General features: G+C 59.7%; 8 protein-coding genes. 4 read left to right on the top strand and 4 right to left on the bottom strand.

The annotated features are described in order from the left end of the window. Positions 1 to 305: hypothetical protein (locus tag OC610_RS22520; RefSeq protein ID WP_264430887.1), on the bottom strand; the 305-nt coding region annotated here is incomplete at its 3' end. 13 nt (positions 306 to 318) lie between these two features. On the opposite strand from OC610_RS22520, the gene OC610_RS22525 reads away from it, so the two are divergent. Together OC610_RS22525 and OC610_RS22530 are read left to right on the top strand one after the other, a co-directional pair. After that, positions 319 to 549 carry a VF530 family protein gene (locus OC610_RS22525; RefSeq protein WP_030138550.1) on the top strand — a complete coding sequence of 77 codons (231 nt, stop codon included), beginning with the start codon at positions 319 to 321 and terminating at the stop codon, positions 547 to 549. Between the two features lie 30 nt (positions 550 to 579). Next, a complete protein-coding gene (locus tag OC610_RS22530; RefSeq protein ID WP_264430897.1) occupies positions 580 to 1,185 on the top strand; it encodes a Pr6Pr family membrane protein in 606 nt (201 codons plus the stop codon). A 176-nt stretch (positions 1,186 to 1,361) separates the two neighbouring features. Here the strand turns inward: OC610_RS22530 and OC610_RS22535 are convergent, their stop codons facing one another. Genes OC610_RS22535 through OC610_RS22545 form a run of 3 tightly spaced genes read right to left on the bottom strand, consistent with a single transcriptional unit; the run spans position 1,362 to position 2,708 of the window. Then, on the bottom strand, positions 1,362 to 1,571 hold the full coding sequence (locus tag OC610_RS22535; RefSeq protein WP_264430889.1) for a DUF1289 domain-containing protein: 210 nt from the start codon (positions 1,569 to 1,571) through the stop codon (positions 1,362 to 1,364). Then, positions 1,568 to 2,092, bottom strand: coding sequence for a gamma carbonic anhydrase family protein (locus OC610_RS22540; protein WP_264430891.1), 525 nt, complete (start codon positions 2,090 to 2,092; stop codon positions 1,568 to 1,570). The genes OC610_RS22535 and OC610_RS22540 overlap by 4 nt, the downstream gene beginning before the upstream one ends. Positions 2,093 to 2,108: 16 nt before the next feature. Beyond that, a complete protein-coding gene (locus tag OC610_RS22545; protein WP_181286545.1) occupies positions 2,109 to 2,708 on the bottom strand; it encodes a CoA pyrophosphatase in 600 nt (199 codons plus the stop codon). Between the two features lie 146 nt (positions 2,709 to 2,854). Between OC610_RS22545 and OC610_RS22550 the strand changes: the two genes are divergently transcribed. Together OC610_RS22550 and OC610_RS22555 are read left to right on the top strand one after the other, a co-directional pair. Then, positions 2,855 to 3,406, top strand: coding sequence for an NUDIX hydrolase (locus OC610_RS22550; protein WP_264430893.1), 552 nt, complete (start codon positions 2,855 to 2,857; stop codon positions 3,404 to 3,406). 40 nt (positions 3,407 to 3,446) lie between these two features. Then, complete coding sequence (locus tag OC610_RS22555; protein ID WP_264430894.1) at positions 3,447 to 3,953, top strand: L,D-transpeptidase family protein; 507 nt, start codon at positions 3,447 to 3,449, stop codon at positions 3,951 to 3,953. Positions 3,954 to 3,984: the final 31 nt, after the last annotated feature.

Genomic DNA, 3,984 nt, shown 5'->3' on the forward strand with positions numbered 1-3,984 from the left:
TTCGCGGGCAAGCCCGCTCCCACATGAATTTTTTGCCGCACGCAGAGACAGCGCTGTCTCTGCAAAAGCAGCGCAACGGGGTTCAATAGCGATTTTCCCCACGCAATGGCTCTATCTCGCCACAAGAAGCGTTTCAGCAGGCGGCGCAAGGATAATGTCCTGTTACAAATAGAGAAAGTGCTTTTGCTGACATGGATCATCTCGGATTCGGTAACAGTGTGCCCAGCCTCACGCAGCCACGATAAACGCCATACTTCCACCCAACGGGCACCTCGGCTAAGGTGCGCGGCTTTAGACTTCTTCATGCAAAGGCCCGCCATGACCGAACCGAACAACAACCCGCTGCACGGCGTGACGCTGGAGCAGATCCTCAACGCCCTGGTGCAACACTACGAGTGGTCGGGCCTGGCCGAACGCATTGATATCCGTTGTTTCAAAAGCGATCCGAGCATCAAGTCGAGCCTGACGTTCCTGCGCAAGACGCCGTGGGCGCGGGAAAAAGTCGAGCGCCTGTACATCAAGCTGATGCGCACCAAGCGGCCCCTCTGAACCGTGGACGTGCGAACCGGTTTCGTGTCGATGCTGGCGTTGCTCGGCTGGGTTGGGTTGAGCGTCCAGCTTTACCTGATCCTGCTGGGTCGCTGGGAGTTGGGCGCGAGCCTGTTGGGTGGCCTGGTCAATTTCTTCAGTTTTTTCACGGTGCTGACCAATACCCTCGCCGCCGTGGTATTGACGTGGGAAGTAACCCACCGTGAATCAGCCGTCCGGCGCTGGTTCCTGCTGCCTGCGGTACGCAGCGGCATCGCGGTGAGCATCGCCCTGGTCGGCCTGGCCTATAACCTGCTGCTGCGTCATCTCTGGCAACCGGAAGGCTGGCAGTTTATCGCCGATGAATTGCTGCACGACGTCATGCCTATGCTGTTCATCATCTATTGGGGGCTGTGGGTGCCTAAAGGCACGTTGCGCCTGGGCCATATCGGGCTGTGGATGATTTATCCGCTGGTGTACTTCGCCTACATCCTGCTAAGGGGAGATTTGCTGGCGGCCTACCCCTACCCTTTCATCGACGTGGCGAGCCTGGGTTATCCACAGGTGTTCATCAATGCCGGGGGGATATTGGCGGGGTTCGTCGGGATTGCGCTAGGGGTGGTGGGGTTGGATCGGTGGTTGGGACGATCAAACTGAGATCAGGTGAGCTTGGGGAGCTGCGTAGGAGCTGCCGAGTGCAACGAGGCTGCGATCTTTTCCAAGACACTTGAATCGCAAGCGAAAGATCAAGATCAAGATCAAAATCAAAAGATCGCAGGCTCCGCCAGCTCCTACAGGGCTCGGAGCGAGCTCCGTCGCCACGGGGGATGTATTCAGCGTTTTGCCGGCAACATCCACACCAACCCACTCGCCTTCGCCCGCTCATGACACAACGCCAAGACCCCGCGCCGTTCATCATTGTCCATCCGGCTCCAACGGGTGATTTCCGCCACGGTGCGCTGGCAACCGGTGCAGGTATCGTCATCATCCAGCGCACAAATATTCACGCAGGGCGAAGGAACCGGGCGTTCAGGCGCGTTCATTGTTCCTGCTCGACCAGGTCGCGAGCGTAGCGCTGGGCGTTGTGCACATAATGCGCCGCACTGGCCTCGAGCATTTTCTTCTGGGCCTCGGTCAGTTCCCTCACGATCTTGCCCGGCGAGCCCATCACCAGCGAACCATCGGGGATCTCCTTGCCTTCACCGATCAGCGAATTGGCGCCGATGATGCAGTTCCTGCCAATCTTCGCGCCGTTGAGAATCACCGCGTTGATGCCGATCAGGCTGTAGTCCCCCACCGTGCAGCCGTGGAGCATGGCGTTGTGGCCGATGGTCACGCCGGTGCCGATGGTCAGCGGATAGCCCATGTCGGTGTGCATCACAGTGCCGTCTTGCACATTGCTGTCCTTGCCGATCAGGATCAGTTCGTTGTCGCCCCGCAACACAGCGTTGAACCAGACGTTGGCGCCCTCTTCGAGGCGGACCTTGCCCACCAGCGTAGCGTTGGGCGCGACCCAGCTGTGCGGGTGGGTTTCGACACGGGCATCGCCCAGGCGGTATTTCATGGGAGTCCTCGGGGCTTCAAGTATTGATGAAAGTCTTGGGCGGCGTGTGCAGGTCGATATCGGCGTCATACAAGAGATTGACCAGCTCCACGATCATGATCGCCGTCAGGCCCCAGATCTTGTACCCCTCGAAACGGTAGCTGGGCACGTACCAGCTGCGGCCCTGGTAATCGATGCGGTGGGTGTGCTCGCGTGGATCCTTGCGGAAAAACTCCAGCGGCACACTGAACACCGCGGCGATCTCGGCGTCGTTGGCCTGGTATTCGACGAAATCCGGAATCACACCGACATAAGGCGTGACCTTGATGCCATGCAGCGAAATCAGCGGGCTGAGCGGGCCGATCACTTCCACCAGTCCTGGAGGCAGGCCGATTTCCTCCTCGGCTTCGCGCAGGGCGGTGAAGATCAGGTCGGGGTCTTCCGGGTCACGGCGCCCACCGGGGAACGCCACTTCGCCACCGTGGGTCGAGAGCCCACTGGCGCGCAAGGTCAGTACCAGCTCCGGTTCGTCACTGCGAGTGATCGGCACCAGCACCGCGGCTTCGGGGAAACGTCGGTCAGCCTGCAGGTCGTGCGGGGTATGGTTGCTTACTCGATGCAGTAGCTCGTCCAGCATGAGACTTCTCGATTTATTCGCTACCTTGCATCATGCACCAATCATTCAAGCGGCCCAACCCCCGCACCGCGTCATGTCGCGAAACGACAACTTGCCGATACCCGCCCGTACACGCCAAGATAGGCGCAGCCTTCAGGAATCCCAGCATGAAATTCTGCAGCCAGTGCGGTAACCCGGTAACCCAGCGCATACCCGAGGGCGACTCGCGACTGCGCTTTGTCTGCGACACCTGCCACACCATCCATTACCAGAACCCCAATATCGTTGCCGGATGTTTACCGACCTGGGGCAGTAAAGTCCTGTTGTGCCGGCGCGCCATCGAGCCACGGCGCGGTTATTGGACGTTGCCGGCAGGCTTCATGGAAAACGGTGAAACCGTCGAGCAGGCCGCCGTGCGTGAAACCGCCGAAGAAGCCTGCGCCCGGGTGCGCAACCTGAGTATCTATACGCTGATCGACGTACCGCACATCAGCCAGGTGCATGTATTCTTCCGCGCCGAACTGATGGACCTGGACTTCGCCGCCGGGCCCGAGAGCCTGGAAGTGCAGCTGTTCGAAGAGGCGGACATTCCCTGGGACGAGCTGGCTTTCCGCACCGTGGGCCGTACCCTGGAATACTTCTACGCTGACCGGCGGGATGAGGATTACCCGGTACGATCCGAGTCGATACCGCCGCTGGCTCAGCCTGCCAATAGTTAAAATCCAATATAGCCGCGACACCTCTAGGGATATCGTTTCAATGCGCTGGTTGCTCGTCCTGTTCTGCTTGTCGTTTACCGCTGTGTCCCAAGCCGCTGCCGTGGGAACCTACAACGGCAAGGTCATCGAAAAAGTCCTGGTGCTCAAGTCCGCCCATCAATTGCAACTGGTCAACGACGGCAAGCCCCTCAAGACCTATCGCATCTCCCTGGGCAAGGGCGCCAAGAAAGGCCCCAAGCTGATCGAGGGCGACAAGCGCACCCCCGAAGGTTTCTACTGGATCGACTGGCGCAAGGTCAGCGACCGGTTCTACCTGTCGATGCACATTTCCTACCCCAACATCGCCGACGCCGCCCGCGCGCGCCGCGAAGGCGTGGAGCCGGGGGGCATGATCATGATCCACGGCACCCCCGATACGGAAGAAAACCCCGAACAGTTGTTCCATACCCTGGATTGGACCGACGGCTGCATCGCCATGCGCAATGTGGACATGCGTGAGGTTTGGAACCTGGTACCGGATGGGACGATGATCGAGATTCGGCCGTAGCACCATTTCTTGCGGCGGCTGAGTTGCGCTC

Origin of the sequence: Pseudomonas agronomica (genome assembly GCF_025917275.1) — a bacterium.
GTDB classification, from domain to species: domain Bacteria; phylum Pseudomonadota; class Gammaproteobacteria; order Pseudomonadales; family Pseudomonadaceae; genus Aquipseudomonas; species Aquipseudomonas agronomica.

Coding starts and splice junctions, on each gene's coding strand:
- OC610_RS22525 (WP_030138550.1), top strand. CDS start 319: ATGACCGAACCGAACAACAACCCGCTGCACGGCGTGACGCTGGAGCAG.
- OC610_RS22530 (WP_264430897.1), top strand. CDS start 580: ATGCTGGCGTTGCTCGGCTGGGTTGGGTTGAGCGTCCAGCTTTACCTG.
- OC610_RS22535 (WP_264430889.1), bottom strand. CDS start 1,571: ATGAACGCGCCTGAACGCCCGGTTCCTTCGCCCTGCGTGAATATTTGT.
- OC610_RS22540 (WP_264430891.1), bottom strand. CDS start 2,092: ATGAAATACCGCCTGGGCGATGCCCGTGTCGAAACCCACCCGCACAGC.
- OC610_RS22545 (WP_181286545.1), bottom strand. CDS start 2,708: ATGCTGGACGAGCTACTGCATCGAGTAAGCAACCATACCCCGCACGAC.
- OC610_RS22550 (WP_264430893.1), top strand. CDS start 2,855: ATGAAATTCTGCAGCCAGTGCGGTAACCCGGTAACCCAGCGCATACCC.
- OC610_RS22555 (WP_264430894.1), top strand. CDS start 3,447: ATGCGCTGGTTGCTCGTCCTGTTCTGCTTGTCGTTTACCGCTGTGTCC.